A 25883-nucleotide genomic window follows, 5' to 3' on the forward strand; every position below is an offset into this window, starting at 1 on the left:
CGCTTTCAGGCCACGGGGCGCACCTGGACGGTGCCGTCCTCCAGGACGCGGGTCTCGAACGAGGGCTGGCGGCCGGTGGCGGGCCCGTGCACGACCGACCCGTCCCGGACGCGGAACGTGCTGCCGTGCCAGGGGCAGACCACGCACGTGTCGGCGTTCTCGTCGGTGACGATCCGGCCCTGGTGGAGCGGCCCGGCCAGGTGGCTGCAGCGGTCGGTGAGGACGTGGATCTCCTCGCCCTCGCGCAGCACGAACAGGCTGATGTAGCCGAGGCGGCGCTGGACGGGCCAGCCGTCCGGCAGTTCGGCGGAGTCGCACAGGTCGTGCCAGCCCAGCGGCACCAGGTGCGCGGTCTGGTCGGCGTGGCTGGCGCCCGCCGCCTGGCGGAAGGCCAGATGGCCGCCCAGGTAGCCGCCCGCCAGCAGGGCGGTGAGGCCCGCGTAGCCGAGGGCGCGGCCCGCGGCGTCGCGGCCGCGGGAGCGGGCCACGAACGAGGCCGTGTACAGCGCGCTCGCGGTCGCGGTGCTCATCGCGTGGACGAGGCCGACCCGCTGCTGCTGGCGGTGCAGGGCCGACCAGTCGGCGATCCCGGTGAGCGCGGTCGGGACGGCGCCCGCGAGGCCCGCGGCCACCAGGGCCCGGGACGCCCGGCCCGTGCCCGGGAACAGGTCGAGGACGGCGACCGACATCCAGGCGCCCATCGGCAGGTCGGTCAGCGGCGGGTGCGCGGGATGCCCGATCGGCACGCCGTGCAGCGCGTCCTTGACGAGGCCGGGGTGGATCGCCCGCTGGACCGCCGTGGAGAGCGTCCGGATGGCGCCGTCCAGGCCCTGGGCGTGCTCCAGGCTCTCGGCCAGGTCCACCGGATGCGGCCGCGCCTGCGGCCGGGGACCGCGCCGGAAGATCCTGCTCGCCCTACGGTTCATGTCCCTCCTCGGGTGCGCGTCCGGTGTCGATGGGGACGGCCGTAATGGGACGCTCGTTGCGACACTAGCCCCCGTGCTCACGTGTAGCCACCCGGGGGACGTCTTGTACGGTCTCCCAGCCGGTGGCGGGCACCCACAGTGGTGGATACCTACCTATAGGTAGCACGCCCTAAACCCGCGTTGCGGCCGACAGGTATTCGCAGGGGAAGGCCGGGTCGGTGCCGTTCGCGGTCACCCGGCCGTGGCCGTCCCGGCGCCCTCCGCCTCGGCGCGCGGGCTCGCGGCGGGGGCGGCGGGCGCGAGGACCGGTTCGAGGGTCACGGGTACGCCGTTGAAGACGGCCGTCCCCGACAGCGGGTCGATCTCGTTCTCGTCGGTGACCGCGTTGACGTTGACGCCCGCGTGCTTGCGCGCGACCTCGGTACGGGTGCCCGGACGGTCGTGGCCCCACCCGTGCGGCAGGCTCACCACGCCGGACATCACGGTGTCGGTGGTCTCGGCGACGGCTTCGAGCGAGCCCGAACGCGACACCACCCGGACCACGTCTCCGCCGCCGATGCCGAGCCGCTCCGCGTCCTCGGGGTTGAGCTGCAGCGTGCACGTGTTGGACCCGCGCACCAGCTCGGGGACGTTGTGCAGCCAGCTGTTGTTGGACCGCAGGTGGCGGCGCCCGATCAGGAGCATCTGCGCCGGGTCGCGGTCACGGTCGTCGTCCAGCGCGGCGCGCAGCCTGGCGGCGTCGGCCGCGAACGACGGCGGGCATAGCTCGATGTGGCCGGACGCCGTGCACAGCACCTCGTCCAGGCGGGGCTTGAGCGCGCCCAGGTCGAGGCCGTGCGGATGGTCGTCGCGAAGGCGCGCCAGGGTGAGGCCGTCCTGGACGGCGCCGAAGCCGTCACCGTAAGGGCCGAGCCGCAGCATCATGTCCAGGCGCTGCTCGGTGAGGGAGGCGGGCCCGTCGTCGGTCAGCATCTTGCGCAGCTCGTCGGGATCGCGGCCCTGCACCGGGGAACCGGGCGACGCCACGGCCTTGCCCAGCGTGGCGGCGATGACCATCTCGTCCAGCGCGGCCGGGTCGCCGTCCAGGCCGGAGGCGAGCACCGCCAGCCGGGCGAGGATCTCCGACTCGGCGGGACGGCCCGCGGGCAGCGGCACCGCCGCCGGCGAGTAGCGCACGTAGTCGCGGACCGCCAGGGGCAGCAGCGCCAGGTCGTAGTGCGGGGTCTGGACGGGCCGCGGCGGCGGCAGCACCACGTCGGCGTGCCGGGTGGTCTCGTTCAGGTACGGGTCGACGCTGACCATGAACTCCAGGCCGTCCAGCGCCGGGTCGAGCCGGGCCCCGTTCGGCGCGGACAGCACCGGGTTGCCGCCGATGGTGATCAGCGCCCGGATCCGGCCCTCCCCCGGGGTCTCGATCTCGTCGGCCAGCGTGGCGACCGGCAGCTCCCCGTTGACCTCCGGCAGACCGCGCACGCGGCTGACCCACCGGCCGGTGGTGAACGGGCGCTTGCGGCGGTAGGCGGGCATGTGCGCGGCGCGCGGGAACATCGCGCCGCCCTCCCGGTCGAGGTTGCCCGTCAGGACGTTGAGGACGTCCACCAGCCAGCTGTTGAGCGTCCCGTACGCCTGGGTGCAGGTGCCGATCCGCCCGTACACGGCGGCCCTGCCGGCGGCGGCGAGGTCGCGCGCCATGCGGCGGATCGCGGCGGCGGGGATCCCGGTGACGGGCGCGACGCGCTCGGGGGTGAAGTCGACGGCGAGGGCGCGCAGGTCGTCCAGCCCGTTGACGCGCCCGGCCAGGTGCGCGGGCACCTCGGCGAGGTCCTCGGCGAACAGCGTGCGGACCAGCGCCATCAGCAGGTACGCGTCGGTGCCCGGCCGGATGAACACGTGCTCGCTCGCGAGCGCAGCCGTGCGGGTGCGGCGCGGGTCGACGACGGTGACCTTCCCGCCGCGCCCCCGGATGGCCTTGAGCCGCCCGGGGAAGTCGGGCGCCGAGCACAGGCTGCCGTTGGACTCCAGCGGGTTGGCGCCGAGCATGAGCAGGTGGTCGGTGCGGTCGAGGTCGGGCACCGGGATGGCCAGCGGGTCGCCGAACATGTGGCCGCAGCTCACGTGCTTGGGCATCTGGTCGGCGGTGCTGGCGGTGTAGACGTTGCGGGTGCCGAGGGCCTTGATGATGGCCGCGCCGTAGAGCGGGCCCGCGATGGAGTGCGCGGTGGGGTTGCCGATGTAGACGGCGACCGAATCCTTGCCGTACCGCTCGGCGACCTTCCTGATGCCGTGCCGGACGACCTCGAACGCCTCGTCCCAGCCGGGGGCCTGGACGTGGCTACCGTCGGGACGGCGCAGCAGGGGCGTGTCCAGGCGGTCGGGGTCGGCGTCGAGCCGTCCCAGGGTGGCGCCCTTGGGACAGATGAACCCCTTGCTCAAGGGGTCGTCGCGGTCACCGCGCACACGGGTGACCGTGCCGGAGTCGTCCAGGGTCAACTCCAGGCCGCAGAGGGCTTCGCAGAGGGGACACGTGCGGTAGGCCATGCGGCTGCCCATCGAGACACTCCTTGTGACCGGGACCGTGTTAATAATGGCGCGCTTTCCGGAGGTGCGCCAAGCCTCGCATGTCGCGACGAAGCATTGACATAACGCCACACATAAAGGCTGACCCTCTGTTGGGACAGGGGTGGCCGATGCGACATATGGGAGAGCCCAGGCCCCGCCGTGCCGGACGCACCGGGACCGCTTCAGGCCACTCTGCCGATCCGGACCCGTCGACTCCCGGCGGCCCTCCATGATGCGAGGGCGGTTTCGGGTGGTTTGAACTTCCCGGTGGTCGACCGCATCCAAGTGGTGGACGCTCAGAGACCGGCCCCGGCGGGCCGGTCCGGACACGGGGGAGGCCGCGATGCGCGAGCGGCGTCGCCGCAAGAGACGCTCGACCGCCATGGCGGTCGTCCTGGCACTGGTCACCGGGACGGCGCTGGCGGCGGGCGGCGTCGCCGTCACCCTGGCGGCCGACGGCGGCTCCGACGGCTCCGGCGACGGGAGCGGGGGCGGGGGCGGCGGCGGGAAGGGCGGCGGCCCCAAGCGCCCCTTCACCGTCGCGTTCGGCGGCGACGTGCACTTCGAGGGCATGCTGCGGGCCCGGCTCGACTCCGCCCCCGACACCGCCCTCGGGCCCGTGGCCGAGCAGCTCAAGCGGGCCGACCTGGCCATGGTCAACCTGGAGACGGCGGTCACGACCGGCGGCACGCAGGCGCCCAAGCAGTTCGCGTTCAGGGCGCCGCCGACCGCGTTCCGCGCCCTGCGCTCCGCCGGGGTGGACGTGACCACGATGGCCAACAACCACGGCATGGACTTCGGCGAGACCGGCCTGACCGACTCCCTGGCCGCCGGACGCCAGGCCGGGATGCCGCTGGTCGGGATCGGCCGCAACGCCGCCGAGGCGTACAAGCCGTACACGGTCACGGTGAAGGGCGCCAAGGTCGCGGTCATCGGCGCCACCCAGGTCCTGGACGACAACCTCATCCAGGCGTGGACCGCCACCGACGCCAAGGCCGGGCTCGCCTCGGCCAAGAACGTGCCGCGGCTCGTCCAGGCGGTCCTGGCGGCGCGCAAGGCCGCCGACGTGGTGATCGTCAACCTGCACTGGGGTCAGGAGCTGAACTCCTGCGCCACCCCCGTCCAGCGGCAGCTCGCCGCGCAGCTCGCGGACGCGGGCGCCGACGCCGTCGTCGGCAGCCACGCGCACGTCCTCCAGGCGGGCGGCTACCTGCGCAAGTCCTACGTCCACTACGGGCTCGGGAACTTCGTCTTCTACAACTCCAGCGGCCGGACGGCGCAGAGCGGCGTGCTCACGCTGACCTTCGACCCCGGGCCCGGCGGGCAGGGCGGCGCGAAGGCGCGGGGCGCGAAGACGGGCGCGAGCCGGGTCGCCAAGGCCGACTGGGCACCCGCCGTGATCAACGGCGGGATCCCCCGGCCGCTGTCGGGCGCCGAGGCGCAGACCGCCCGCACCCGGTGGGAGTCGCTGCGCACCTGCGCCGACGTCCGCCCCGGCCCGTCCTGAACGGCCTTCCGGCGGACGGTGATGTTTCACGTGGATCCGGTCCGCGTGCGGATCCGCTCACGCAGCGTGATACCCGGTGGGACGCCCCGAGCGGCCCGGCGCGGCGTGGCATGCTGTCCCGAGCGATGACGAGGGGGACTCGGGATGCGCAGGAACTCGATGGTGGCGACGGCCCTGGGCGGGGCGGTCGTCATGGCGCTGGCCGCGGGCGCGTGCGGCGGCGACTCGGGCACGCCCAAGGCCCAGGGCGCCACCGGCACGACCGCGCCCGGCAGCGCCGGCGCGTCCCCGTCCCGGCCGGCGGCGCCCGCCGCCAAGCAGCCGATCACCCTGGCGTTCGGCGGCGACGTGCACTTCGAGGGCATCCTGCGGCCCAGGCTCGCCTCCCCCGCCACCGCGCTCGGCCCCATCGCCCGCACGCTCAAGGCCGCCGACCTGGCCATGGTCAATCTGGAGACCGCCATCACCACCGGCGGCACCAAGGCGCCCGGCAAGGAGTTCGCCTTCCGCGCGCCGCCGTCGGCGTTCACGGCCCTGAAGGCCGCCGGGGTGGACGTCGCGTCGATGGCCAACAACCACGGCATGGACTACATGGACTCCGGGCTGCGCGACTCCCTCAGGGCCATCAAGGCGACCGGGTTCCCGACGGTCGGCATCGGCCGTGACGCCGCGGAGGCGTACCGGGCGCACCGCGTCACCGTGAAGGGCAACCGGGTCGCGATCGTCGGCGCCACCCAGGTCCTGGACGACCACCTGATCCCGGCGTGGACGGCGACCGACACCAAGGGCGGGCTGGCCTCGGCGAAGGACGTCGACCGGATGGTGCAGGCCGTACGGGACGCGGCCAAGGGCTCCGACGTGGTGATCGTCCACCTGCACTGGGGGCAGGAGCTGGCGACCTGCCCGCTGCCCCGGCAGAAGGAGCTGGCGCGGCGGCTCGTGGAGGCGGGCGCGGACGCGATCGTCGGCGGCCACGCGCACGTCCTGCAGGGCGGCGGCTACATGGAGGGCGCCTACGTCCACTACGGGCTGGGCAACTTCGTCTTCTACTCCGCCAACGGCCCGACCGCCGAGTCCGGCGTCCTGGTGCTGCGGGTGGAGAACGGCAAGGTCACCGCCGACAAGTGGAAGCCCGCCCGGATCTCCGGCGGCCTCCCCAGGCTGCTCACCGGCCCCGCCGAGGCCGCCGGGCAGAAGCGGTGGGCGTCGCTGCGCGGCTGCGCCGGGCTCACCGCCCGCCCCTCCTCCTGACTTAGGGTCTGTCTCGAAGTGGCCTCAGGTATCGCGCGAGCGCGTTACCTGGGCGGTGGTGCGATGCCGGAGGCGAGCGTCACCGGCCAGATCGCGAAGCGATGCCGCGCTCGCCAAGGCTCGGTAGGCGAGAGCCGACAAGACCAGCGCCGCCAGGCGAGCGCCGTAGGCCGGGACCGTGAAACACAGCCTGGCAGCATTCGGCCTGGTCCGGGGAGCGTCCCCACCGTGAGCCCGTGGTGCACGCAAGGTGTGACCTTTCCCTTTTCTCCCCCTGATCACGTTGGTTCTCTCTAGGGTGGCGCTGCCCGCACGCACGGCGATCGTCGACGAGAGGGAGGGCCGCTATGCCGCTGTACGGCGTGGACGTGGCCTCATATCAGGGGAACCCGTCCTGGTCGAAGGTGCACGGCTCCGGGATCCGGTTCGCCTTCGGCAAGGTGACCGAGGACACCGACTACACCAACCCCACCTGGTCGCACAACCGGTCCGGGATGCTGTCGCTCGGCGACGACTTCCTGCCCGGCGCGTACCACTTCCTGCACGGCGGCGACGGGGCGGCCCAGGCGCGCTACTTCCTGTCGAAGGCGGGCGATCTGGGCGACTTCGCGGTGGCCCTGGACGTGGAGGCCTCCGGGGCGAACGCGGCCACCGCCCGCGACTGGGTCAGCGAGTTCAAGGACCGCACCGGCGGCCATCCCGTGATCGGTTACTTCCCGCGCTGGTACTGGGACCAGCAGGGGCGTCCCGACCTGTCGTTCTTCGACACGATCTGGCAGAGCCACTACGTGGAGGGCACCGGGTCGCCGTCGTCGCTGTACGCGAAGGTCCCCGACGCGTGGTGGGACTCCTTCGGCGGCGAGCCGATCAGCGTCCTGCAGTTCACCAGCAGCGCCAGCGTGCCGGGCATCTCCGGGCGCTGCGACGCCAACGCCTACCGCACGAGCCTGAACGATCTGAGGGCGCTGGCCCTCGGGACCGGCGAGGAGGATGACATGCCGATCCGCACCAGCCTCGGCAAGACGCGCGCCCAGGAGCTGAAGTGGGGCGAGTTCGTCCCGATCAGCTGGGACGCCGAGTACGCCGACCCGGCGGGCGCGCACGGGGACGGCGACTTCCCCGGCTACGTCGCGCCGCAGAGCTCGTGGGCCGACCTCACCGTGTCCGTGCGTGTGGACGGCCTGGCGCCGGGCGACGAGTACCAGCTGCGGTACGAGGTGCACGACTGGAAGGACGGGCGCAGCAGCGCCCGGTGGGACGAGATCCACGCCGACCACCCCGCGACCAAGGGGGCGCAGATCGTCACCGGGTCGATGAGTAAAGGGCTGACGAAGGGGCAGCACGTGTACGCCGCGATCGCGGTCTACCCGGCCGGCCCCGCCGACGGCCGTCCGGTGCCGCGCGCGGTGTCCGGCCGCCTCACCGTCCGCCAGGACCGCTGACCGGACGGGCCGCCGGCCGGTGACGGGAACTCCGCGCACCGGCCGGCCGGCCCGGCCCGCGCAGGGTCGCGCGGACCGCCCGTGATGACGGCCGCCCGGTGTCCGGGCGGCCGGTGTCCGGGCGGCCGGTGTCCGGGCGGGCGGGTGCCGGGTTGTGGAGCGTCGGGGCCGATCGGGTCGTTTCCGGTCGGCGATTGAGGCATGCGCGTGAAAGGCGATTTGTCGTGGTTGAGGAGGATTTCTGGAGAACGTCCAGGTGAACGGCAGATGAGCCGACCGTACGTTCCCCGCGCGGACGCGCTTCACGGCGGATAGTCGCGATGGGGCGGCCGGTGAGCGACGGCGGGAACGGCGGGGACGGCGAAGAGACGAGTGCCAATCGATCTGGGATGTGGAAGGCGATGAGCGAGAACGACGAGGCCGCGCTGGTCGAGCGCGACGTGGACCGGCACCCGGGCGTGCACACGGCCACCGAGCCCGACGAGGAGCAGATCCTGCGCGAGCTGTACGGGGAGCCCGATCCCGACGGGGTGTTCCGCGGGGAGGGCGTCTGATGGGCTCGGCCGAGGGGATGCTCGCCGAGGCCCGCAAGTCCCTGGGCATGTCGGGGCGCCCCAACACGATCACGCGCGACTACGCCAAGCGGCACGGGGACGAGTTCCTGCGGGCCGCCTGGTGCGACATGGCCGTCACGTACTGGGCGCGGCGCTCCGGCAACGCCGGGGCCGTGCTGCTGGGCGGCGACCGGGCCTACACCGTCTGGCACGCGCAGGACTTCCAGAAGGCGGACCGGTGGTTCACCGGCACGACCGCCAACGTCAACAAGGCCCGGCCCGGCGACATCGTGTTCTTCGACTGGGGCAACACCAACTCCGTCGGCGCCATCGACCACGTGGGCGTGGTGGAGAAGGCGCTCGGCGGCGGCCGGGTGCAGACCATCGAGGGGAACACGAGCGACCAGTGCCTGCGCAGGGTCCGCTCGTCGACGGCGATCGCCGGGTACGGACGCCCGGACTACCAGGAGGACGACATGCCACTGTCCAACGAGGACCTGCAGAAGATCCGCGACATCGTGTGGAACAGCGACACCGCTCCCGCGCCGTCCGGGTCCGCCGCCGACAACCCGACGTGGCGGCACGTCAACATCGTGCGGGACACCTACTCCAGCGTCCAGCAGGTCAAGGCGGCGGTGGCGGCGCTGGCGGCGCAGTCCCCGGCCGGTGACCAGCGGGCGCTCGCGCAGGGCGTGCTGACCGGGCTGCCGCCGGAGGCGATCGTCGAGGCCGTGGCCACGCTTCCTCCCGAGAACGCCCAGAAGGTCCTCGACGGCCTCCGCAGCCGCCTGGGAGGCTGACGATCCCCGTCCGCGGGGGCGGGGCGGCGGTCAGCGTGCCTGGTGGCGCTTCTTGGCGCTGTCGAGACCCCAGAGCAGGAAGAACGCCACCACGATCACCACGGACGACACGATCCACCAGAGGGGTGAGGGCATTCTCGCCGGCAGCGACAGGATGGGCTTCGTGTCGGTCGCCTTGGCGATGAACGGCACCACCCCTTCGTAGGCCCCGATGAGGAAGACGGCGGTCATGAGCGAGTCGTAGGACTTGGCGTCTTTCATGGACGCGATCGTTCCGCGTTCGGGCGCGCACGGATAGCGACCAAGGTCTACCCGTCCCGTCCGGAGGTCGGCTTTCGGCCTCCGGACGGGACGGCCGGGTTTTGAAGCGTTGCCGCTCAGGCGTTGCCGCTGATGACGCGGTAGCCGCCGTCGACAGGGATGCGGGCCCCCGTGACGCCCGCGAAGGCGCCGCCTTCGAGGCCGCCCTCCACGGTGGCGGCGATCGCCCTGGCGACGTCCGCCGGCTCCATGACGCGCCGCAGCACGGAGTTCTCGGCGAACGCGGCGCGGGCCTCGGGCGTGAACACCCCGGCGGTCGCGTCGGTGGCGACGGCGCCGGGCGCGATGGTGTTGACGGTGATCCCGTACGGTGCCGCCTCCAGCGCCACATGCCGTGCGAACGCGTTCAGGGCGGCCTTGGCGGAGGAGTGCGCGATGGCGCCCGGCCTGGTCAGCTCGGCGCTGAGGCTGGAGACGTAGACGATCGTGCCCGCGCGGCGCTCCCGCATCCGCGGCAGCGCCGCCCGGCTGACATGGAACGCCCCGGCCAGCTCGTCGCTCAGCTTGCCGTGGAACGCCTCCCAGGTCATGTCCTCCAGCGTGGCGAAGGGCGGTTGCCGGTTGGCGTTGCAGACGAGCGCGTCGACGCGCGGGCAGGCGTCCACCAGTCTCCCGGCCTGCTCGGGGTCGAACACGTCGGCCTGGACGGCCCGCGCCGTCCCGCCCGCGGCCTCGACGTCCTTCACCACGGTGCGCGCGGAAGCGGCGTCGCGGACATAGTTGACGATCACGTGGAACCCGCGACCGCCCAGTTCCCGGGCCGTCGCGGCGCCGATGCCCCGTCCGGCGCCCGTGATCAGTGCGACTCGGCTCATGCCCGTCCTTCCCTTCCGGTCATCGGGCACGACGATAGGGTATGAGCTAACTTTTAGAAAGCTCATTACGAGAAGTTTGCTTAAGAGAGCTCCCCCTTCGGTGCCGTCGCCGGGCAGAAGTTTGACGGGGGTGGCAGAGATGGCGATCGTGTCGTGCCGCGCCGGGGAAAGGTGACAATGGGGGCGTGACCGAGATCCGGACCCCGCTCCGCCGCCGCCCCGCCCAGCGCCGCAGCGCCGAACGCGTCCAGCGGATGCTCGACGCGTGCGCGGACATCCTCGACGAGGACGGCTACGACGGCCTCACCACCACCCGCATCGCGCAGCGGGCCGAGGTGGCGATCGGCTCGGTCTACCAGTTCTTCCCCGACAAGCGGGCGGTCGCGCAGGCGCTGGCGCTGCGCAACCTGGAGCAGTTCGGGCAGCGGATCTCGCGGCGGCTGGCCGAGGGCGGCTTCGCGCACTGGACCGACACGGTGGGCGCGATCATCGACATCTTCGTCGACATGCACCGCACCGTCCCCGGCTTCCGCGAGCTGCGCTTCGGCGACGTCGCCGACATCAACCTGCTCGACTCCGTCAGCGACAACAACTCGGTGGTCGCCGACCGGCTGCGGCGGATGATCGTGGAGAACTTCGCGATCTCCGACACCGCCGAGCTGGCCCGGGCGCTGGCGATCGCGGTCGAGGCCGGGGACGCGGTGCTCAAGCTGGCCTTCCGCCGCGCCCCCGGCGGCGACCCGGCGATCATCGCGGAGGCGGAACGGCTCATCCACGGTTACCTTGCCGCCTACATCAAGGACAATGAGCCGATGTCCGGTCGAACCCGGCCGGATCCCGCCTAGCCCGGCACGCCCCCGCGCCGAGCCGGACCGGGAGGCCGAAGACCGACAGTGCGGCGGGCGCGGCGAGGAGGGCCACATGACCGGCGAGGCGGCGGGCGGCGCGGCGGGCGCCGAAGGGATCCAGGCGCGGGAACGGTTCCTGGTCCGGCAGCGGCTGCGCCTGATGGTCAACCAGTACGAGGTGCGCACCGAGGCGCCCGGCGGCGCCGAGGGCGACCTCGTCGCGTTCGCGCAGCAGAAGCGGCTGGCGTTCAAGGAGCAGGTCACCCTGTACGCCGACACCGAGAAGACCCGCCCGATCCTCGGCTTCAAGGCCCGCAAGCGCATCGACCTGGCCGCGACGTACGACGTCACCGACGAGGCCGGGCGGCCCATCGGGCTCTTCCGCAAGGACTTCAAACGCTCCCTGCTCGCCTCCACCTGGCACCTGGAGCAGCCGGGACGGCGCGCGATCACCGGCAGCGAGCGCAACAAGGCGGTGGCGGTGCTGCGGCGGGTGTGGGGGATCATCCCGTACGTGGACGCGCTGCCGTTCGCGTGGCCGTACCACTTCGACTTCTACGCTGGCGACCGGCTCGCGTTCTCGGTCGAGAAGAAGTTCTCCCTCCGCGACCGGTACGTCGTCGACATCAAGGACCCCGACCTCGACCGCCGCCTGGTCATCGCGCAGGCCGTCGCGCTGGACGCCCTCCAGTCCCGCTGACCTCGCGGGTCTCCGGGTCAGGTGCGGGAGAAGGCGTCCAGGATGGTGGACGTGGCGTTGAGCCGCGTCGTGGTCTTCCCCAGGCCGATCGGCATCGTTCCGGGCCAGGTGTGACCGCCGTCCGCCACGGTGTAGAGGTCCAGCCGGGCACCGCCCTTGCAGCGCTGGTAGCTCAGCCGGCCGATCTCACCGCCGCTCTGGACGTTGCGGGCGCCGTCGCCGGTCGTACGGCAGCCGAGGGCGCGCGCCCAGCGGGCGGCGGCGGTGCGCACGGAGGGCAGCGCGAAGGCGCCGTCGGACGGGCGCATCCACGGCGGGATCCGGGTGCGGTCGCCGCCGTAGGGCTCGCCGCCCCGGTACGGGATGATCCGGTCGGCGGTGCCGTGGAAGGCGACGACCGTCGTCGGCCGGGCGCCCGCGCACGGCCTGGCCAGGTTGAACCCCGCGATCGGCGCGACGCCCGCGAGCCGTCCGTCCAGGCCGCAGATCAGCGCGGTCGCCAGGCCCGCGCCGTTGGAGAAGCCGGTCGCGAACTCGTGCGCGCGGTCGACGCACAGCGCGCTCTCCAGGTGGTCGAGGAGCCGCCCCATGTACGCGACGTCCGCCGAGCCGTCGGGCATCCCGGGCAGCTTCCAGCCCTCCCTGCCGGGGGCGCTGTCGGGCTCGACCACGATGAAGCCGCGCGCCGATCCGACGGTGGCCATCTGGCTGTAGAGGGCCTGCTGGAAGCCGCTGGAGTGGAGGCCGTGCAGGTCGAGGATCAGCGGGGCGGGTCTGCGGGGGTCGGTGTTCGGCCGTTTGAGCAGGTAGGACCGTCCGGCGAAGGTGTGCCGCCCGGTCGCGGGAGCCGCCTGCGCGGCGCGGCAGCCCGTGCTCGGCACCGCCGGCCGGCGGCCGGCGGGGACGCTCGCCTGCGGGACGGGAGCCGCCGGGCGTCCGACTGCGCCGCCGTTCCCGTTCGCGGGGCCGCGGTCGCCGGAGCCGCCGGGAAGCGCTGAGCACCCGGCGGCGGTGAGCAGGGCGAGGGCGACGGCGGTCGCGGTGTGGGCGAGTGCGGGCGCGAGAGGGCGTCGCATCGTCCGATCGTACGGTCCCGGGCGTGTGCGGAGCGTGAGGGAGCACACAGGTATGGCCAACGCGCCCTTTACATGTTACGAAGGGATGTAAAGCCGTGGGCGGTTGACCCCACCCGGCGCGACGATGCGCCGGCGCTTCCGAGGAGGCTTCCCCGTGAGTTCCCATGACCTTTACTCCAGCCCCGTCCCCCACGACACCTGGAACGTCCCCATGGCCGGGGACGCCCGCTTCACCTGGGAGTACGACGCCGGGCGCGACCGCCTGCTGAGCCTGTACCAGAAGGGCAAGGACAAGCAGTGGGACGCCCAGAAGCGCATCGACTGGGACCTGGAGGTCGACCCGGTCAACATCGCCGGGCTTCCGGAGAACTTCAACCCCCTCTTCGGCTCCGAGATCTGGGACCGGATGTCGCAGAAGGAGCGCGACGAGTTCGGCCGCCACCAGGGCGCGTGGCTGTTCAGCCAGTTCCTGCACGGCGAGCAGGGCGCGCTGAACGTCTCGGCGCGGATCGTCCAGTCGGTGCCCGACCTGGACTCCAAGTTCTACGCCGCCACCCAGACCATGGACGAGGCGCGGCACGTCGAGCTCTACACCCGGTTCGTGCACGAGAAGATCGGGATGTACTACCCGATCAACCAGGACCTGGCCAAGCTGCTGGCCGAGTCGCTGGAGGACAGCCGCTGGGACCTGCCCTACCTCGGCATGCAGGTGCTCATCGAGGGGCTGGCCCTGGCCGCGTTCGGGCTGTACCGCGACATGTCGACCAACCCGCTGGTGAAGCAGCTGCTCGCGTACGTCATGCAGGACGAGGCGCGGCACGTCGCGTTCGGGCGGCTGGCGCTCAAGGACTACTACGCCGAACTGACCGACAGGGAGCGGGCGGAACGCGAGGAGTTCGTCGTCGAGGGCTGCTACCTCATGCGGGACCGTTTCAAGGGCCGTGAGATTTTCGAGACCCTCGGCATGCCGGTCGCCGAATGCATGGAGTACGTCGACAACTCCGATATGTACACGCTCTACCAGTCGCTGCTGTTCAGCCGGATCGTTCCGTGCGTGCGCGATGTCGGGCTGTGGGGCGACAAGGTGCAGGCGGCCTACGACGACATGGGCGTCCTGGACAACGCCAAGTCCGACCTCGAGGCCCTGATGCGGCAGGACGAGGAGATCGCGGAGAAGGTCGACGAGGAGCGGCACGCCGAGGAGCTGGCGGCGCGGAAGCGGGAGGTCGACGCGGCGGTCGCCCTCGGCGGCGCCTCCGGCTGAGCCGCCGCGGCGCCCCTCGCCCTGCGGCCCGCCCCTGGGGGCCGCGAGCGCGTGCGCACGCCCGCGCCCGGCCGGTCACCGGGACCGGCCGGGCATCGGCATTTCACCGGGAATATTGGCGGATCCACCGGTAATCCAAGGGTCGCCCTTCCGTAGATCGTCCTTTCGGTTCACCATTTTCGGGAACAATTCCAGGCGCCGGTCGCGGGTTTGTACTAACGTCCCCGCACGACGCGCAGCTCAATCTGGAATTCCCGGGGGGGAAATATGAACCGTTCACTGGCTGCTCTGCGGAGAATGTCCGTGGTCGCTCCGCTGGCCGCCGCGATCGCGACCGGCACCGCGGCCACGGCGACCGTTCCGGCCGCGGCCACGCCCGCCGTTCCGGGCGCCGCCGAGGCCGGCCCGCAGGCCTTCCTGTCCAGGGACGCCGCCAAGGGCAGCCTGCCCGCGGAGGTCGCCGACGCGGCCCACCCGCTGGTGCGGATCCCCGCGACGGCCGCGAACGACGTGCTCACCGCCCAGCCCGGCCTGGCGTCGGTGAACCCGAAGGGCGCCGCGTCCCGGCTCGGCCCCGGCACGCTCCGGACCGCGCAGGGCGAGATGCGCTTCACCGGGATGACCGCGAGCTGCGAGAAGGACCTGGACGGCCTGGTGCGCGGGTTCACCCGCATCAACCCGGACGCCACGCTGAACAGGGCGCTGGGCAAGGTGCCGGCCCGCCCGGCGAAGAACCACCGCGTCCCGGCTCCCAAGGGCCGGACCGTCACCCTGAACAAGCAGCTCCGCGACGCCACCGGCGCGCTCACCGTCGTCGGCGCCGCCGTCACCGAACCGAACGGGGTCACCCGCGACTACGCCGTCGCCCGCTGCCCGGCCGGCATCCGCACGAACGGGGCCGGGCTCGGGAAGCCGACCCGCGCCAAGGCCGGCGAGCGGCGCGCCCCCGATCCGGACCGGGACGGCCTGCTGTTCAACGGGGGCGAGAGGACGCTCCGCGACCTGATCAACATGGCGCAGATGGGCGCGCTCGCGGGCCTGCCCAGCTCCGTGCCGAGGTCCGGGCCGCGGTCCGGACCGCGGTCCAACGCGTCGCCGGCGGACACCCCGGAGGTCCTGACGCAGGACACGGTGGCGGATGCCCCGCAGGGCCCGGCGCAGGACACGGCGGCGAATGTCCCGAACGCCCCGGCCGCGAACGCGCCCCAGGGCCCGGAGGCTCCGGCGGCGGGTGCGCCGAAGGCCCCGAAGAAGCCGAAGACCTCGAAGAAGCCGAAGACCACGAAGTCCACGAAGTCGAAGAAGCCGAAGACCACGAAGAAGTCGAAGAAGTCGAGGGCCGGCCAGTCGGCCGGTGCTCCGCGGCCCGCCACCGGGAACGCCTCGAAGACCGCGAAGCGGCTCGTGTCCGCGCCGCTGCCGGGTGACCTCCGGTCCACCGTCACCGGGATGCCCGGCCAGGTCGCGGGCCCGGCCACGCCTTCGACCGGCGCGATCCTCGGCGGCGCCCCGGGGCTGCCCATGGTCGGCTGACGCCGGCCGGGAGACCGGCGGTTCAGGACACCCGGACGGGCGTCCCGCGGATGCGACGGCATCCCGCGGGGCGCCCGCCGGCATTTCGCGGAAAATGATCACTTCACCGGGATTTACCGACCCGAGATCGGCCTCGCCGGACGGGTAAAGACGATCTTCATAGGCGATCACCCATTGCACATGATCGACTCCGTACCGCAAAAAGACGGGTGACAAACCCCACAAAGTCCCGCCGCACGTCTTGATCTACGCGGAATTCGACGTACGGTCTGGAACTTGTGTGCGGCTCATGACGAACGGGTTCGATTTCTCAAGTGAACAGACGCCGAGCCGCACCGACCGGACGCCGATGACCGCGATGACGCGGTAAGGCGCCCTTATCGGGGGCGTGGCGGCGGGGGCCCCGGGATTGTTTCTCCCGGCGGGCCGGCCCCTGCGCGGCGCATGAGTTCGGGGGACGAGGGTGTCGCCCGGCTGCGCCGAATTACAGACGGCGGTGCTTCGCACGCCGGGCGTCCGGGGACCTGTCCCCGACCAAAGGACTCTCTCTGTGGGCAACTCTGTGGGCCGGCGTGCCAGGCATCGCCCCAAGAACACCCGTGTCCGTACCGTCATGCTCGCCTCGGGCCTCGCCGTGGCCGTGCTCGCAGCGGGCGCGTGGGCGCTCGCCTCGGCCGCGTCCGGCGGCCGTGCCGGCAACGCGAGCGCAGCGCGGATCGCGCCGGAGGCCACCGGCGCCCAGGCGGACCCGCCGCGGCCCGTGCCGTCCAGGGCCGACCGGGGCGGTTCCCGGACGGAGACGCCCGAGCCGGCGCCGAGCATGACGGCCACCGCCAGTTCCCAGTTGGAGCGCGCGCCGCGGAAGCCGGCGAAGAAGAAGCCCGAGTACCGCGTGCTCAGGTCCGGCTCCTGCGAGGCCTCGTACTACTGGCAGGGCCAGATGACGGCCAGCGGCGAGCGCTTCGACCCCGGCGAGCTGACCGCGGCGCACAAGACGCTGCCGATGGGCTCGAAGGTGCGGGTCACCAACAAGAACAACGGCCGTTCGGTCATCGTCCGCATCAACGACCGCGGCCCGTACGCGGGCGGCCGCTGCCTGGACCTCTCCAAGGCGGCCATGACCGAGGTCCGCGGCACCGGATCCGGGGTGATCCCGGTCCGGTACCAGGTGCTCGAACGCGCCTGACCGGTCGTGGATCAGTTGTGGCAGCCCAGGCCGATCGCCTGCGACAGGTCGGCGGGATACTCGCCCATCGGGCTGCGGACCGTGCCGAACCCCATCACGGGCGCGGATCCGGCGGAACCGGAACCGAAACCGGGGCCGGGCGTGGGCTGGAAACCGTGACCGGCGTCGGAGCCGGCGTCCAGTCCGGCGCCGGTGCCGGTCATGGAGCCGCCCGCGGGGCGCGAGAAGGGCTGGGTGACGGTCTCCGCGGCCCGCGCGGCCGGCTCGACCGGGACGGGCCCGGCACCGGCCGGGCCGGTCGTGACCGGATCGGCCTCGACCGGGTCGGCCGTGGCGGGGGCGAGGTGGCCGGGATGCGGCTCCGCGTCGCCGCCGGGGTCGGTCACGACGGCCAGCCGTTCGCGGAACCAGTCGTTCAGGACGCCGTCCACCCGTACCGCCTCGGTGGTCGGGGGCTGCGCGTCGATGCCCGGCTGCGCCGCCATGGCGTGGCCCATCCGGAACGTGGCGGCCTCGACCGCGTTGAGCCCGTGCTCGCGCAGCCGGTCGCGCAGCTCGGTGATCTCCAGGGACGACACCACGCGGTCCTTGGCGCCCGCGATGAGCAGCACCGCGGCGTCACCGCCCGCGATCCGCTCGGCGAGCGGGGCGAGGTCGAGACGCTCGGCGGCCGCCGCGGCCCGGTCGTCCCAGTCGCGCTCGCGGCCGGCCAGGCGTTCCAGCGAGGTGGCGGCGCGGGCGGGCGCCAGCACGGGGGTGACCAGCGCGGCGGCGCTCACCGGGACGGTGCCGCGCGCGAGCGCGAGCAGCGCGATGCTCGCCCCGACCGAGAACCCGGCCAGGCCGACCGGCCCCTCCTCGATGCCCAGGTCGGCACGGAGCGCCGCGAGCACGGCGGGCAGGCTCTCGACGGCGCCCTCGACCGCCGCCGCGTACGCCTCCACGCCGCGGGCCTCCAGCAGCGCGCCGGAGCCCAGGCCCTCGGACGGGGCGCCGCCGGGCGCGGTCAGTTCGAGGTAGACGCGCCAGGTCGGCACGCCGGTCAGCGGCATCGCGGCGGCCAGCGCGGCCGCGGTGCGGGGCGGGTCGAACCCGGGCCAGGCGACGACGAGACGGGTGGGTCCGGACGGGCGGGCGTCGACGGCGGTGGGCGGGAGGGCGAGGTACGCGGTGCCCGCGGCGGTCCCGTGAACGGGCCTCCCGGCTTCGGGCAGGGTGGGGCGATCGCCGCTCATGTTCTGGGTCAGCTCCTGCTGTGCTCGGCAATAGTGCTGGATCGCACTCGTCTGTGCTGCCGGGGGGACGTACCCCCCGGCTCCCCCGGTAAGCGGACCGACCGAAACCCGTCACTGGCAGACACCGCTGGCGCTCCGTTCCCGATGCCGGTCGGTCAGAGAGCCGGCGCACTCCCCGTGGACCCGGAGGTTCCCACCCCCCATGTTTTCAGTGGACGGCGAAGAATGCTCCCGAATCCCCGCACCTCGCCCACGAGAGTGATGAATGCCTCACCGGCGGTAACTCGATGAAGACGCTCCTGCCCTGAATCCCCGCGGTGAGACCGGGGAAGTGCCGACATTCGGCTACGGAGCCGACGAAACATGGCATTTCGGTCTTCGCGGAAGGGAACATACTGAACCCCCGCCGCGTCGTACTAGAACGTGGGCGCCGCGGGGGCGCGCCCCAGCAACGTTGGAGGAGCGACACCTGTGGACAGGAAGCGTAGCGATGCCGCGGCCGGTCAGGCGTGGAACATCTACAGCGAGACTCTCCAGGCCGACGCGCCCCGCATGGGCGAGCGCGTCCGCGCCGTGCCGCGCATGCTGAAGGCGGCCATGCGCGGCGACTACAAGGGTCTGTCGTACAAGACGCTCGGCCTGATGGCGGTGGGGCTGGTCTACATCCTCTCCCCGCTCGACGTCGTCCCCGACGTCCTCGTGCCGCTCGGCCTGGCCGACGACACCGGCGTGGCCCTGTGGATGGCCGCCGTCCTCGTCCGGTCGGCGGGCGACTACGTCAGGTGGGAACGCGGCGGCCGTCCCAAGGTGGTCGTCGGCGACATCGCCGGCTGACCACCGGCCATCGACCACCGGCCGCCGTTCTCCGGGCGCTCAGGGGCCGCCCGGTGAGCGGCGGCCGACGGACGTCCAGGGGCCGGCAGGGGCTCAGGGGGCGCCGGGGCGCAGCTCCTTGGCGAAACCGCCGGCGATCTCGCGCATGACCGGGACCGCGTCCCGGACGGTCGCGCCGGTCATGCGCGCGGACGGTCCCGACACCGACAGCGCGGTCAGCGCGGGCGCCCCCGGTAGCGCCACGGCGACGCAGCGGACCCCGATCTCCTGCTCCTCGTCGTCCACCGCGTACCCCTGCTCCCTGATCCGCTCCAGCTCGGCCAGCAGCGCCTCCGGATCGGTGAAGGTGTTGGGCGTCTGCGCCTCCATGCCGGTGCGCTCCAGGATCTCCCGTACGCGCGACTCGGGCAGCTGGGCCAGCAGCGCCTTCCCGACGCCCGTGCAGTGCGGCCGCACCCTGCGCCCGACCTCGGTGAACATCCGCATCGAATGCCGGGACGGGACCTGCGCGACGTAGACGGCCTCGTCGCCCTCCAGCACCGCCATGTTGGCGGTCTCGCCCACCTCGTCCACCAGCCGGGTCAGCGCCGGCCGCGCCCACGACCCCAGCAGCCGGCCCGCGCTCTCGCCCAGCCTGATCAGCCGGGGCCCCAGCGCGTAGCGCTTGGACGGCTCCTGGCGGACGTAGCCGCGGTTGACCAGCGTCCGCATCAGCCGGTAGATGGTCGGCATCGGCAGGCCGGACACCTCCGTCAGCTCCGACAGCGCCATCTCGCCCCCGGCGTCCGCGAGATGCTCCAGCAGCTCGAAGGCGCGCTCCAGTGACCGTACGGCCTCCGCCACCGGCCCTCCTCTCCTCGCGATCCCCGCATTCTACGGAGTATCGATTTCGGCCAGCGAAAGGTGCACGGGACGTTACTCTCCGTGTTCGGGCGGTAATACTCACTACGGCCAGGAGAGGTCGTCATGGTGCCGTCCCCCCGGGAGCCACCGAACCGTAGAGGGAACCGTCGAAAGGGGACCGGTGTGCCAACGCCGGGCAGCACGAGAAGCGTCCAGCGCATCGGGGTCACGACGCTGTGCACGACGGCCCTGCTCGCCCTCCCGGCGCCGTCCCCCCTGAGCGGTCACCAGGTCGGGTTGGCGGCGTCCTCCACACCCCCGGCGCGCAGCGGCGAATCGCACCACAACCTGGCCACCCGGTCCCAGAGGGAGCGCTGCGTATGCCCTCGGGCATGGACCCGGCCCACGGAACCGACCTGGCCCCAGAGGCCGCCCTGGCCCAATGAACACACACCCCCGTGGCCTATGGCGCCGACCTGGTTCAAGGGGCCGGCTGGGCCGGGCGAGCCCACGCCGCCCATGCCCAAGGAGCCGTCTGGATCCGCGCAGGGGCCTGTCAGCTTGCCCAAGGGCAAGACGCCTTCCCCCTCTGGTTCCTCCCCCTCGAAGCCGTCCACCCTGCCGAAGCCCAAGAAACCGTCCGCGCCTAAGGCCATGCCGCCGTTCCCAGGTGGCCTGCCCGAGCCCGGCGCCCAACCGCCCGTGCCTCCCGGGGAAGTCCAGGACGAAGTCCAAGAGCACGGCAAGGGCAAGGGAGAGCCCAAGGGCAAGGGGGAGCCCATAGGCAAGGGAGAGGAGCAGACGTCGTTGGGAGGAGTGCCGGTGCCTCCCTCACAGGAGCCCCTGGGAGTCGGTCCGCTGTCGCCGACGTTGCCGCCCGCGCCTCCGGGACCGCCCTCCGTGCCGCCCCCGCTCACGCTGCCCTCGCCGCCGCCCATGCCGCCGCCCATGCCGCCGCGGCTGGCCACCAACGGAACGGGCCTCGCGCTGGTCGGCCAAGAGAGCGACCAGCGCGACTGGGCCGCGGTGTTCGGCGCGGCCCTGGTCACCGAGGTGGGCCTGCTGTGGATGCTCGCCTGCCTGCTCGTGCTGCGGCGCCGGTGGACCCTGGTCCGCCTGAGGCATACGCGCTGAGCGTTCGACAATCCCGCGAGACGCCCCGAGAAGCCCGCGAGAAGCCCGCGAGAAAGCCCCGGGAAAGCGCCGAGGAAAGGCACCGGAAACCGTTGGTGCGGCGGCCGTCACGGACGGTCGCCCGTGCGCACACGCGATGATCCTCTCTTGTCACCCCCGTGACAAAGCCGCGCGGAACGAATGTGCGCGTGGCCCAATGTCTTCGCGTTCTACCATCCGGTAGCTTCACGCTGCACGGTAGAACCGTTCATGCCGGGGCTCCGCGGGGGCGCCCGGCCATGGCTCGTACGCGCCGGCGGCCCCTCCCGGCGGCGCGCCCCCCGCTCACCCCCAGGAGTTGGACCCATGGCACTGGGCTCGCTGCTTCCCGAACTCCAGCCCGGCGGCTCGGGCCGCACCCCGCTGATCGAGCGGGTCGCCCGCTGGGCCGCAGAGAAGCCGGACGCACCCGCCTTCACCTTCGTCGACTACTCGCTGGACCCCTCCGGCGCGGAGGTCACCCTGACCTGGGCGGAGGTGGAGCGGCGGGCCCGTGCCACCGCGGCGCGGCTGCGCCGGTCGGCCGAGCCGGGCGAGCGGGTGGCGCTGCTGCTGCCGCAGACGCTCGAGTACATGATGACGATGCTCGGCGCGATGTACGCGCGCGTTGTCGCGGTCCCGCTGTTCTCCCCCGACCTGCCGGGCCACGCCGACCGGCTGATCGGCGCGTACGGCGACGCCGAGCCCACGCTGATCGCCACGTCCCGGAACGCGCTGCCGCACGTGGAGAAGTTCCTCGCCGACCACGACGTGCCGCGGCCCCGGGAGATCGTGTTCGCGGACGAGATCGACGAGGGCCCGGCCGAGTTCTGGCGGGACGAGCCGATCGGGTTCGACGACCTGGCGTACCTGCAGTACACCTCGGGCTCGACCCGCCGCCCCGCCGGGGTGGAGATCACCCACGGCAACGTCACCGCGAACGCGGCGCAGCTGTGGTCGGGCTGGGCGCCGGAGCGGCCGGACCCGGAGCTGGTGAGCTGGCTGCCGCTGTTCCACGACATGGGGCTGATCGCCACGATGGCGCTGCCGCTGGTGCGGGGCGACCACGCGATCTACACCGATCCGGTGTCGTTCATCATGAACCCGCTGCGGTGGCTGGAGCTGATCGCGTCGCGGCCGAACAAGAACGTCTACACGGCCGGGCCGAACTTCGCCTACGAGTACGCCGCGTCCATGGCCACCCCCGAGGCGCTCGCCCGCCTCGACCTGAGCGGCCTGGTGACGTGCCTGAACGGGGCGGAGCCGATCCGTCCCGCGACGCTGTCGGCGTTCGCGGAGACGTTCGCGGGCGCGGGGCTGCGGCCGGGCGCGCAGGCGCCGGGGTACGGGCTGGCCGAGGCGACGGTGTTCGTGACCGCCGCGGCCGAGGACGTCCCCCCGAAGATCATCACGGTGGACCGGGAGGCGCTGACCCAGGGCCTGCTGCGGGTGGGCGAGCCCGGCGACGAGCGGTCCGGCCCGCTGGTGTCGTGCGGGCGGCCGATCGGGCAGTACGTCGCGATCGTCGATCCGGAGTCCCGGGTCGAGCAGCCCGACGGGCTGGTCGGGGAGATCTGGGTGCACGGCCCCAACACCGCCCGCGGCTACTGGCGCAACACCGAACGCAGCCAGGACACCTTCGGCGCCGAACTGGCCGAGCCGGGCGCCCTCCCCGCGGGGCCGTGGATGCGCACCGGCGACTACGGCGTGATCCACGAGGGCGAGCTGTACGTCACGGGCCGCATCAAGGACCTCATCATCGTGGACGGCCGCAACCACTACCCGCAGGACATCGAGCTCACCGCGCAGGAGGCGCACCCCGCCGTGCGTCCCGACCACGTGGCCGCGTTCGCCGTGGCGGGCGAGGGCACCGAGCGGCTGGTGCTGGTCGCCGAGCGCAACCGGCGCGTCCCGCTGGCCCGGCTGGACCTGGACGAGGTCGAGTCGGCGGTGCGCGCGGCCGTCACGATCGAGCACGAGATGGCCGTCCAGGAGTTCGTGATGGTGGAGCCGGGCGCGGTGGCGCGCACCTCCAGCGGCAAGATCGCCCGCAACGCGACCCGGGAGCGGTTCCTGAAGGGAGAGCTGCCCGGCACCGCGGACCGGCTGGCCGGGCGCGGCTGACCCGCCGCACTGGGACACGACCGGACAGGGACACAGGAGGATCATGCTCGCCGGGCTGGGGCGTCTCATTCACCGACGGCGCTGGTCCGGTCTTGTCCTGGTGCTGCTGCTGACGGTGGGCGCCGGGGGCTGGGGCCTGGGGGTCTTCAGCAAGTTCTCCCAGGGCGGCTTCGAGGACCCCAAGGCGTCGTCCACGCTGGTGGCCAAGCTCGGCGCCAGCTACTTCGGCAGCACCAACCCCGACGTGCTGGTCCTCTACAGCAGCGACTCGGCGACCGTCCGCGACCCCCGCTACATGGGCGCGGTCATCACGACGGTGGCGCGGCTCCCGAAGGACCGGGTCGCCGAGGTCATCTCGTACTGGTCGTTCGACCGCAGGGACGCGGCGCCGTTCGCCAGCCGCGACCAGCGCAAGACCTTCGTGTCGATCAAGCTGGAGGGCAGGGACGACGCCACCAAGCTGGCCAACTACGAGGCGATCAAGGACCGGCTGGCGGCGCCCGGCCTGCGCGTCGAGCTCGGCGGCAACATTCCGCTGGGCAAGGAGTTCGGCGAGCAGGTCGTGGCCGACATCATCCGGGCCGAGATGATCACCGCGCTGCCGCTGCTGGCCCTGCTGATCATCCTGTTCGGGGCGCTGGTGGCCTCGCTGCTGCCCCAGGTCGTGGCGATCTTCTCCATCGTCGGCGGGCTCGCGGTGGTGCACGCGGTCACCTATCTCACCAGCGTGACCTCGTTCGCCCTCGAGGTCGTCACGATGATGGGCGTCGGCCTCGCCATCGACTACTCGCTGTTCATCGTGTCCCGGTTCCGGGAGGAACTGGCCCGCGGCATGGACGCGAAGGGCCTCCCCCAGGGCAAACCCTGGAAACGCCTCCCCACCCGCAAGGAACGCAGGGCCGACAAGAAGGCGTACAAGCGCGCGCTGGACCCGGTCCGCCGCGACGCGCTCGCCATCACCATGAGCACCGCGGGCCGCACCATCGTCGTCTCCGGCATCACCGTGTCCGCGGCACTCGGCGGCCTGCTGCTGTTCCCGCAGATGTTCCTGCGCACCATCGGCCTGGCCGGGATCGCCACCGTCCTGGTCGCCGTGTTCGGCGCGATCGTCGTCCTGCCCATCCTGCTCGCCGTCCTCGGACCCAAGGTCGAGGGCGGGCGCATGCCCTGGCGGAGGCCCAGCGCCAAGCGCGCGCAGCGCGACCCCGAGAGCGGCTTCTGGTACCGCCTCGGCCACAGCGTCATGAAGCACCCCGTGCCCTACTTCGCCGTGGTGCTGGTCATCCTCGCCGTCCTCTTCGGGCCGTTCCTGAACGTGCAGTTCTCCAGCGTGGACGCGCGCGTCCTCCCCAAGGACAGCCCGACCCGCGCCGTCGTCGAGACCGTCAAGGCCGAGTTCCCCAACGGCACCGCCGAGCCGATCGACGTGGTCGTCTCCGGCGACCTCATCCCGCGCAACTGGCGGCCCGGCCGCGACGGCGACACCATCCCGCCGTACCTGGAGAACTTCCGCAAGCGCCTGGCCGAGCTGCCGGGCGTCACCGACGCCAAGTTCACCGGCTACTCGGGCACCTACGGCGGCGTGCGCATCTCCGTGACGCACCGGTACGAGCCGATGGCGTCGCAGGCCCAGGAGCTCGTCAAACGCGTCCGGGCCATGGAGCTGACCAAGGACGGCTACCCGATGCACATCGACGTCGGGGGCAGCACGGCCGCGCAGATGGACCTGATGTCCAGCCTCATGCGCACGCTCCCGATGATGGCCATCGCCGTCGGCGTCGCCACGTTCATCCTGCTCTTCATGTTCTTCGGCTCGGTCGTCCTGCCGCTGAAGGCGATCGTGATGAACGTGCTGTCCATCGGCGCCTCGTTCGGCGCGATCGTGTGGGGCTTCCAGTACGGCCACCTCGCCGGCCTGCTGGACTTCACCCCGACCGGCGGCGTCGAGGCCACCAGCATGATCCTCATCCTCGCCGTGGTGTTCGGGCTGTCCATGGACTACGAGGTCTTCCTGCTCAGCCGGATCCGCGAGGAGTGGGACCGCACCCACGACAACCGCACCGCCGTCGCCGTCGGCATGCAGCGCACCGGCAGCATCATCACCAGCGCCGCGCTGCTCTTCCTCGTCGTCATCGGCGCGTTCAGCATGGCCGGCATCACGGTCGTGAAGCTCATCGGCGTCGGCATGTTCGTCGCCGTCGTCGTGGACGCCATGCTGGTCCGCTCGCTGCTCGTCCCGGCCACCATGCGCTTCATGGGCGCCGCCAACTGGTGGCTCCCGCGCCCGCTGGCGGGCCTGCACGCCCGCATGGACCTCCGCGAACGCGACGACGTCACCCCCACCGCCCCGCCCGCGTCCAAGCCGGGCCCTCCGCCCGTCCCGTACGCGATGCGCTGGGAAGAGCCGACCCCGAGCACCCCGCCCCAGGCCAAACCGAAGCCCCCGGTAAGGCAAACCCGCATGGGGCCGGGCCCCGCAATGCCTACGCCCGCAATGCCTACGCCCGCGGGACCTGCGCCCATGGGGCCTGGGCATCCTGCGCGGGTGCCTGTTCGGGCGGCCAAGCCTCGACCGGCCGGGGAGCCTCTGGCGCAGAGCGTGCGGTCCTTGCCTCAGGCCAGGCCGTCGGCCCATGGCCCACAGCCCCCGGCGCAGCCAGGCCCGCAGCCTTCGGGGCAGGGGGTGGAGGGGGCTGTCGCCTTCGGGGGGCGTGATTTCTCTGGGGACGTGACGTTCAGGCGGGCGGACCCGCCGCCGCCCGCGCGGGACGACGAAGGGCGGCCTTGGGCGCCCTGGGCCAATGGGCAGCCTGAGCCGGTACCGCAACGCAACAGCCGCAACAAGCGCGAGATAGTTCCCGCTCCCGACGGTTCGGGGTGGCGCTGGAGGGACAGTGGAGAGTGAACATGTCG

At 72.5% G+C, this 25883-nt stretch carries 21 protein-coding genes; 14 read left to right on the forward strand and 7 right to left on the reverse strand.

Annotated elements, in window-relative coordinates; genetic code table 11:
* Positions 1 to 5 precede the first annotated feature (5 nt).
* A complete protein-coding gene (locus ACFPZN_RS26580) occupies positions 6 to 926 on the reverse strand; it encodes a Rieske (2Fe-2S) protein (protein WP_378284914.1) in 921 nt (306 codons plus the stop codon).
* A gap of 231 nt (positions 927 to 1157) precedes the next feature.
* The gene (locus ACFPZN_RS26585) at positions 1158 to 3476 is read right to left on the reverse strand and encodes a molybdopterin oxidoreductase family protein (RefSeq protein WP_378284915.1); all 2319 of its coding nucleotides are present in this window, start codon (positions 3474 to 3476) and stop codon (positions 1158 to 1160) included.
* 352 nt (positions 3477 to 3828) lie between these two features.
* On the opposite strand from ACFPZN_RS26585, the gene ACFPZN_RS26590 reads away from it, so the two are divergent.
* The 5 genes from ACFPZN_RS26590 to ACFPZN_RS26610 all read left to right on the forward strand — a co-directional run bounded on the left by ACFPZN_RS26590 (position 3829) and on the right by ACFPZN_RS26610 (position 9039).
* Complete coding sequence (locus tag ACFPZN_RS26590; protein WP_378284916.1) at positions 3829 to 4992, forward strand: CapA family protein; 1164 nt, start codon at positions 3829 to 3831, stop codon at positions 4990 to 4992.
* A 144-nt stretch (positions 4993 to 5136) separates the two neighbouring features.
* Complete coding sequence (locus ACFPZN_RS26595) at positions 5137 to 6243, forward strand: CapA family protein (protein WP_378284917.1); 1107 nt, start codon at positions 5137 to 5139, stop codon at positions 6241 to 6243.
* A 347-nt stretch (positions 6244 to 6590) separates the two neighbouring features.
* Entirely contained in the window at positions 6591 to 7685 is a 1095-nt protein-coding gene (locus ACFPZN_RS26600) for a glycoside hydrolase family 25 protein (RefSeq protein WP_378284918.1), read from the forward strand.
* 401 nt (positions 7686 to 8086) lie between these two features.
* A complete protein-coding gene (locus ACFPZN_RS26605; RefSeq protein WP_378284920.1) occupies positions 8087 to 8239 on the forward strand; it encodes a hypothetical protein in 153 nt (50 codons plus the stop codon).
* Entirely contained in the window at positions 8239 to 9039 is an 801-nt protein-coding gene (locus ACFPZN_RS26610; protein WP_378284921.1) for a CHAP domain-containing protein, read from the forward strand. The genes ACFPZN_RS26605 and ACFPZN_RS26610 overlap by 1 nt, the downstream gene beginning before the upstream one ends.
* A gap of 30 nt (positions 9040 to 9069) precedes the next feature.
* On the opposite strand, the gene ACFPZN_RS26615 is transcribed toward ACFPZN_RS26610, so the two are convergent.
* On the reverse strand, positions 9070 to 9300 hold the full coding sequence (locus tag ACFPZN_RS26615; protein WP_378284922.1) for a hypothetical protein: 231 nt from the start codon (positions 9298 to 9300) through the stop codon (positions 9070 to 9072).
* 116 nt (positions 9301 to 9416) lie between these two features.
* Positions 9417 to 10175 carry an SDR family NAD(P)-dependent oxidoreductase gene (locus ACFPZN_RS26620; protein WP_378284923.1) on the reverse strand — a complete coding sequence of 253 codons (759 nt, stop codon included), beginning with the start codon at positions 10173 to 10175 and terminating at the stop codon, positions 9417 to 9419.
* 185 nt (positions 10176 to 10360) lie between these two features.
* Here ACFPZN_RS26620 and ACFPZN_RS26625 point away from each other — a divergent pair, with 185 nt between their 5' ends.
* Positions 10361 to 11020 carry a TetR/AcrR family transcriptional regulator gene (locus ACFPZN_RS26625; protein WP_378284924.1) on the forward strand — a complete coding sequence of 220 codons (660 nt, stop codon included), beginning with the start codon at positions 10361 to 10363 and terminating at the stop codon, positions 11018 to 11020.
* Between the two features lie 76 nt (positions 11021 to 11096).
* The gene (locus ACFPZN_RS26630) at positions 11097 to 11723 is read left to right on the forward strand and encodes an LURP-one-related family protein (RefSeq protein ID WP_378284925.1); all 627 of its coding nucleotides are present in this window, start codon (positions 11097 to 11099) and stop codon (positions 11721 to 11723) included.
* Between the two features lie 17 nt (positions 11724 to 11740).
* Here the strand turns inward: ACFPZN_RS26630 and ACFPZN_RS26635 are convergent, their stop codons facing one another.
* Positions 11741 to 12799: a CE1 family esterase gene (locus ACFPZN_RS26635; protein WP_378284926.1), complete on the reverse strand. Its 1059-nt coding sequence runs from the start codon at positions 12797 to 12799 to the stop codon at positions 11741 to 11743.
* 154 nt (positions 12800 to 12953) lie between these two features.
* On the opposite strand from ACFPZN_RS26635, the gene ACFPZN_RS26640 reads away from it, so the two are divergent.
* From ACFPZN_RS26640 to ACFPZN_RS26650, 3 genes are all read left to right on the forward strand, one after another.
* Positions 12954 to 14063: a ferritin-like domain-containing protein gene (locus ACFPZN_RS26640; protein ID WP_378284927.1), complete on the forward strand. Its 1110-nt coding sequence runs from the start codon at positions 12954 to 12956 to the stop codon at positions 14061 to 14063.
* 297 nt (positions 14064 to 14360) lie between these two features.
* A complete protein-coding gene (locus ACFPZN_RS26645) occupies positions 14361 to 15596 on the forward strand; it encodes a hypothetical protein (protein WP_378284928.1) in 1236 nt (411 codons plus the stop codon).
* Between the two features lie 550 nt (positions 15597 to 16146).
* Entirely contained in the window at positions 16147 to 16782 is a 636-nt protein-coding gene (locus ACFPZN_RS26650; RefSeq protein WP_378284929.1) for a septal ring lytic transglycosylase RlpA family protein, read from the forward strand.
* Between the two features lie 11 nt (positions 16783 to 16793).
* On the opposite strand, the gene ACFPZN_RS26655 is transcribed toward ACFPZN_RS26650, so the two are convergent.
* Complete coding sequence (locus ACFPZN_RS26655) at positions 16794 to 18017, reverse strand: alpha/beta hydrolase (protein ID WP_378284930.1); 1224 nt, start codon at positions 18015 to 18017, stop codon at positions 16794 to 16796.
* Positions 18018 to 18488: 471 nt separating this feature from the next.
* On the opposite strand from ACFPZN_RS26655, the gene ACFPZN_RS26660 reads away from it, so the two are divergent.
* Positions 18489 to 18851 carry a YkvA family protein gene (locus ACFPZN_RS26660; protein WP_378284931.1) on the forward strand — a complete coding sequence of 121 codons (363 nt, stop codon included), beginning with the start codon at positions 18489 to 18491 and terminating at the stop codon, positions 18849 to 18851.
* Between the two features lie 93 nt (positions 18852 to 18944).
* On the opposite strand, the gene ACFPZN_RS26665 is transcribed toward ACFPZN_RS26660, so the two are convergent.
* Positions 18945 to 19694, reverse strand: coding sequence for an IclR family transcriptional regulator (locus ACFPZN_RS26665; RefSeq protein ID WP_378284932.1), 750 nt, complete (start codon positions 19692 to 19694; stop codon positions 18945 to 18947).
* 822 nt (positions 19695 to 20516) lie between these two features.
* Here ACFPZN_RS26665 and ACFPZN_RS26670 point away from each other — a divergent pair.
* The 3 genes from ACFPZN_RS26670 to ACFPZN_RS26680 all read left to right on the forward strand — a co-directional run bounded on the left by ACFPZN_RS26670 (position 20517) and on the right by ACFPZN_RS26680 (position 25875).
* Entirely contained in the window at positions 20517 to 20828 is a 312-nt protein-coding gene (locus ACFPZN_RS26670) for a hypothetical protein (RefSeq protein WP_378284933.1), read from the forward strand.
* Between the two features lie 345 nt (positions 20829 to 21173).
* Positions 21174 to 22970 (forward strand): fatty acyl-AMP ligase, encoded by a 1797-nt coding sequence (locus tag ACFPZN_RS26675; protein WP_378284934.1) that lies wholly within the window; start codon positions 21174 to 21176, stop codon positions 22968 to 22970.
* A 43-nt stretch (positions 22971 to 23013) separates the two neighbouring features.
* The gene (locus ACFPZN_RS26680; protein WP_378284935.1) at positions 23014 to 25875 is read left to right on the forward strand and encodes an MMPL family transporter; all 2862 of its coding nucleotides are present in this window, start codon (positions 23014 to 23016) and stop codon (positions 25873 to 25875) included.
* The last annotated feature ends 8 nt before the right edge of the window (positions 25876 to 25883 follow it).

The organism is Actinomadura rugatobispora (assembly GCF_042656285.1).
Lineage (GTDB): Bacteria > Actinomycetota > Actinomycetes > Streptosporangiales > Streptosporangiaceae > Spirillospora > Spirillospora rugatobispora.

What these genes read in the sequence shown, in the direction of transcription:
- ACFPZN_RS26610 (WP_378284921.1), top strand. Translation starts at nt 8,239, where the DNA reads ATGGGCTCGGCCGAGGGGATGCTCGCCGAGGCCCGCAAGTCCCTGGGC.
- ACFPZN_RS26645 (WP_378284928.1), top strand. Translation starts at nt 14,361, where the DNA reads ATGTCCGTGGTCGCTCCGCTGGCCGCCGCGATCGCGACCGGCACCGCG.
- ACFPZN_RS26600 (WP_378284918.1), top strand. Translation starts at nt 6,591, where the DNA reads ATGCCGCTGTACGGCGTGGACGTGGCCTCATATCAGGGGAACCCGTCC.
- ACFPZN_RS26585 (WP_378284915.1), bottom strand. Translation starts at nt 3,476, where the DNA reads ATGGGCAGCCGCATGGCCTACCGCACGTGTCCCCTCTGCGAAGCCCTC.
- ACFPZN_RS26620 (WP_378284923.1), bottom strand. Translation starts at nt 10,175, where the DNA reads ATGAGCCGAGTCGCACTGATCACGGGCGCCGGACGGGGCATCGGCGCC.
- ACFPZN_RS26580 (WP_378284914.1), bottom strand. Translation starts at nt 926, where the DNA reads ATGAACCGTAGGGCGAGCAGGATCTTCCGGCGCGGTCCCCGGCCGCAG.
- ACFPZN_RS26635 (WP_378284926.1), bottom strand. Translation starts at nt 12,799, where the DNA reads ATGCGACGCCCTCTCGCGCCCGCACTCGCCCACACCGCGACCGCCGTC.
- ACFPZN_RS26680 (WP_378284935.1), top strand. Translation starts at nt 23,014, where the DNA reads ATGCTCGCCGGGCTGGGGCGTCTCATTCACCGACGGCGCTGGTCCGGT.
- ACFPZN_RS26605 (WP_378284920.1), top strand. Translation starts at nt 8,087, where the DNA reads ATGAGCGAGAACGACGAGGCCGCGCTGGTCGAGCGCGACGTGGACCGG.
- ACFPZN_RS26595 (WP_378284917.1), top strand. Translation starts at nt 5,137, where the DNA reads ATGCGCAGGAACTCGATGGTGGCGACGGCCCTGGGCGGGGCGGTCGTC.
- ACFPZN_RS26630 (WP_378284925.1), top strand. Translation starts at nt 11,097, where the DNA reads ATGACCGGCGAGGCGGCGGGCGGCGCGGCGGGCGCCGAAGGGATCCAG.
- ACFPZN_RS26655 (WP_378284930.1), bottom strand. Translation starts at nt 18,017, where the DNA reads ATGAGCGGCGATCGCCCCACCCTGCCCGAAGCCGGGAGGCCCGTTCAC.
- ACFPZN_RS26615 (WP_378284922.1), bottom strand. Translation starts at nt 9,300, where the DNA reads ATGAAAGACGCCAAGTCCTACGACTCGCTCATGACCGCCGTCTTCCTC.
- ACFPZN_RS26675 (WP_378284934.1), top strand. Translation starts at nt 21,174, where the DNA reads ATGGCACTGGGCTCGCTGCTTCCCGAACTCCAGCCCGGCGGCTCGGGC.
- ACFPZN_RS26590 (WP_378284916.1), top strand. Translation starts at nt 3,829, where the DNA reads ATGCGCGAGCGGCGTCGCCGCAAGAGACGCTCGACCGCCATGGCGGTC.